This is a genomic window from Variovorax sp. P4_D9, from assembly GCF_056401695.1.
The window spans coordinates 1-3,349 of sequence record NZ_JBFUIU010000913.1 but is presented as its reverse complement, the minus strand read 5'-3'; the positions used below and the strand labels follow the sequence as shown (position 1 = coordinate 3,349).

The 3,349-nt window shown below is 67.3% G+C and carries 4 protein-coding genes; 3 read left to right on the top strand and 1 reads right to left on the bottom strand.

Annotated features, from left to right (window positions below):
- Positions 1 to 373 (top strand): FAD-dependent oxidoreductase (locus AC1DY5_RS48175; RefSeq protein WP_478121422.1); only part of this gene is annotated, 373 nt, incomplete at its 5' end.
- Between the two features lie 8 nt (positions 374 to 381).
- Here the strand turns inward: AC1DY5_RS48175 and AC1DY5_RS48170 are convergent.
- Complete coding sequence (locus tag AC1DY5_RS48170) at positions 382 to 1,275, bottom strand: LysR family transcriptional regulator (RefSeq protein ID WP_478121421.1); 894 nt, start codon at positions 1,273 to 1,275, stop codon at positions 382 to 384.
- Between the two features lie 109 nt (positions 1,276 to 1,384).
- On the opposite strand from AC1DY5_RS48170, the gene AC1DY5_RS48165 reads away from it, so the two are divergent.
- On the top strand, positions 1,385 to 2,383 hold the full coding sequence (locus AC1DY5_RS48165; RefSeq protein WP_478121420.1) for a Bug family tripartite tricarboxylate transporter substrate binding protein: 999 nt from the start codon (positions 1,385 to 1,387) through the stop codon (positions 2,381 to 2,383).
- On the top strand, positions 2,380 to 3,349 hold a 970-nt coding region (locus tag AC1DY5_RS48160; RefSeq protein WP_478121419.1), incomplete at its 3' end, for an FAD-dependent oxidoreductase. The genes AC1DY5_RS48165 and AC1DY5_RS48160, both read left to right, overlap by 4 nt.

Here is a 3,349-nt window from a genome sequence, read left to right as displayed (position 1 = left end):
CGACCTGCATCCAAGCACGCGCGGGCGCAACACGGTCGACATCGATTCCTTTCCCTTCCAGATCCCGCTCGGCGCGCTGCTCCCGGTGCGCGTCGACAACCTGCTGCCGGCCTGCAAGAACCTGGGCACCACGCGCATTACCAACGGCGCCTATCGCGAGCACGCGACCGAGTGGAGCGTCGGCGAGGCTGCCGGCACGCTGGCTGCGTTCTCTCTGGCACGCAAGGTGCCACCGCGTGCAGTGCGCGCCGACGATGCCCATCTCGGCGACTTCCAGCGCACGCTGGAACGGCAAGGCGTGCTGCTGGCATGGCCGAGCTTCGGTGCGCTGACGCCGACCCAAAGAGTCGGTTACCAGCACGCCGCGCGTTGACCCAGGGCTCAGTCGCGCCCGACTTGTTTCAACGACGCAGCAGCCAGTTCGACCATCCGCGTGCCCAGCACCGAAGGCGCGAAGCCCTCGTGCGTGAGCGCGTAGATGCCGAGCGACGGACTGCCGACGATAGGCCGGAAATCCAGTTCGTCGCTGCGGAAGGCGTGGGCCGTCAGGTCGTCCACGATCGCGACGCCGGCACCACAGGCGGCCAGTGCGCAGGCCATCTGCCCCGAGCGCACCTCGACCGAGGACGCTGCCTCCGCCTTGCTGCTGGCGCACCAGTCGGCAATGATGCGGCCCTGCGGCGTGTCTCGACTGAACGAGATCAGACGCTCGTTCAGGACGTCGCGCGGATGCAGCAGGCGTTTCGACGACAGTGCATGACCCCTGGGGAACACGCAGACCAGGCGCCACTTTCCCACCGGCTTCGATGCCAGCAGCGCGTTGTCGGTCGGGATGGTCGAGATCGCGACGTCCGCTTCGCGGCTGGTCAGACGGCTCAGCATCTCGCGCGTCGGCAGCGTCTCGAGGTAGATCCTGGCCGATGGATATTCGCTCGCCAGCGATGCCACGGCGCGTGGCACGGCGACTATCGCGGTGCTCGGGCTGGCGAGTACGCGCAGCGACAGCCGCGCACCGGACTTGAGTTCCTCGGCGCGCTCCGACACCCTCCGGATGCCGCCATACACCTCGGACACCTCCGCGTAGAGGGCCTGCGCCTCGGGTGTAGCCAGCAGCCGTCCTTTCCTGCGCTCGAACAGCCTCAGACCCAGTTGCAGCTCGATGTGCGCGAGCATCCGGCTGATGCCGGGCTGCGAGACATGAAGCAATCTCGCGGCGTCGGTGACGGAGCCGGCCAGCATCACAGCGCGGAACACCTCGATTTGTCTCAAGTTCATGGGGCCTCCGGATAACCCGATGTTATGGGATTGCCTGTTCTTGGTATTGGCGGGTGAAGTGGGGGGTTCTTATGATCGATCGAACAAGCCAAGATTCTGGAGACCGCGAATGAATACACACCTTCCGACAGTCAGCCGACGCACCTTGCTTTCCTCCGTCGCGCTCGCCCTGACCGCCGTCCGTGCTGGACCTGGCTGGGCGGCCGACGCATGGCCGACCAAGACGGTGCGCATCATCGTTCCGTTCGCGCCAGGGGGTGGCGCCGACAGCTCGGCGCGCGTGCTGGCCGAGGTTCTGGCGCCAAAGCTCGGCCAAAGCGTCATCGTGGAGAACCGGCCGGGCGCCGRCAGCGCCATCGGCGTGATGGCCGCCGCGCAGAGCAGGGATGGCCACACGCTGCTGATGGGCAGCAACAGCATGGTGATCAACCCGGTGCTGAATCCGTCCATCAGCTACGACGTGGCCCGCGACTTCGACGCGGTCGGCATGGTGTCGGCGCAGCCGCTGGTCCTGGTCGTCCCTGCGTCATCGCAGATTAGCAGCTTCGCTGAACTGGTCGCCGAGGCGAAGGCACGGCCGGGCACGGTCACCGCCGGCAATAGCGGCAACGGCACGCTGGCGCATCTGACGGCCGAGTTGTTCGCGGTCCAGACGCAAACCGCGATCACCAGTGTTCCTTACAAGGGCGAGAGCGCGCTGCTCCCCGACCTGATCGGCGGGCTGGTGTCGTGCGGGTTCCTGAACCTGCCCAGCGTGATCACGCACATCCGCTCCGGTCGCCTGCGCGCCTTGGCCGTGTCTTCACCCGCGCCGGTGGCCGAACTGCCGGGCGTGCCGACACTGCGATCGCTGGGGCAGCCCAGCCTCGAGGTGCAAGGCTGGGCCGCGTTGGTCGCGCCAAAAGGCACGATTCCCAAGGAGGGCCTCGCCCGCCTGGAAATGTTGCTGACGCAGGCCTTGGCGACCGATACCGTGAAGACACGCTTCGCCGCCTTGAGCGTCGAGCCTGTCGTCAGCGGACGCGAGGCCACGGCGCAGTACCTGAAGGCCGAAGGCGCACGCTGGCAGCAGGTGATCAAGGCGCGCGGCATCAAGGCGGACTCATGATGAAAGACAAGATCGTCGGCTATGGCATTGCTTCGACGATCGATTCGGACGTCGTCGTCTGCGGCGGCGGCGTCGCCGGCGCGATGGCCGCGGTTGCGGCCGCCCGCGCCGGTGCGTCGGTGGTGCTGGTCGAACGCTACGGTTTCCTTGGCGGCAATGCCACGGCCGGCGCCGTCGCCCAATTCAACAGCTGGCAAACCGCCAATGGTCGCCGGGTGGTCGCGGGTTTGGCCGACGAAGTGGTGATGCGGCTCGGGCGCTACGGCGGCGCCGGCAAGCACGCGAGCTTCGTGATGTCGACGGGCCACAAGATGGACCGTGTCGAGTACGCGCCCGAAGTACTCAAGCTGGTACTGGACGACATGGTCCAGGACGCCGGCGTGCGCCCGCTCCTGCACGCCAGCGTGCTCGACGTCGGCGCGAGTGGGCGACATATCGATTGCGTGCACGTGCTGACCAAGGGAGGCGTGGTCGAGCTGCGTGGGCGCGTGCTGATCGACGCTTCCGGCGATATCGATGCGCTCAAGCGGGCAGGCGCCACGTTCCTGGAGCTCGACGAAGGCGAGGCCTTGCAGCCGGCCACGATGATGTTTCGCTTCGGACCGATCGACTTCGCGCGTTTCGACGCACTGCCGAAGGCCGAAGTCGCGGCCCTGGCACGGCGCGGCTACGACGATGGGCATCTGGCACGCGCTGCCTTGCATTCGAGCCGTGATCCGTTCAGCGACGACGGCTGGTTCAACATCAGCCGTCTGGGTATCGACGCCACGGACGCGATGGCGCTCGGCGCCGCCGAGATCGAGGGCCGGCGTCAGGCCTGGAAAGCGGCTCAGTTCCTGCGGCAATGCGTCCCGGGCTGCGGAGGTGGGCAGTTGCGTGCCTTCGGGACCCAGGTCGGCGTGCGCGAGACACGCCGCATCGTCGGCGACCACGTGCTGACCAGCGAGGAATTGCTGCGTCCGGAGC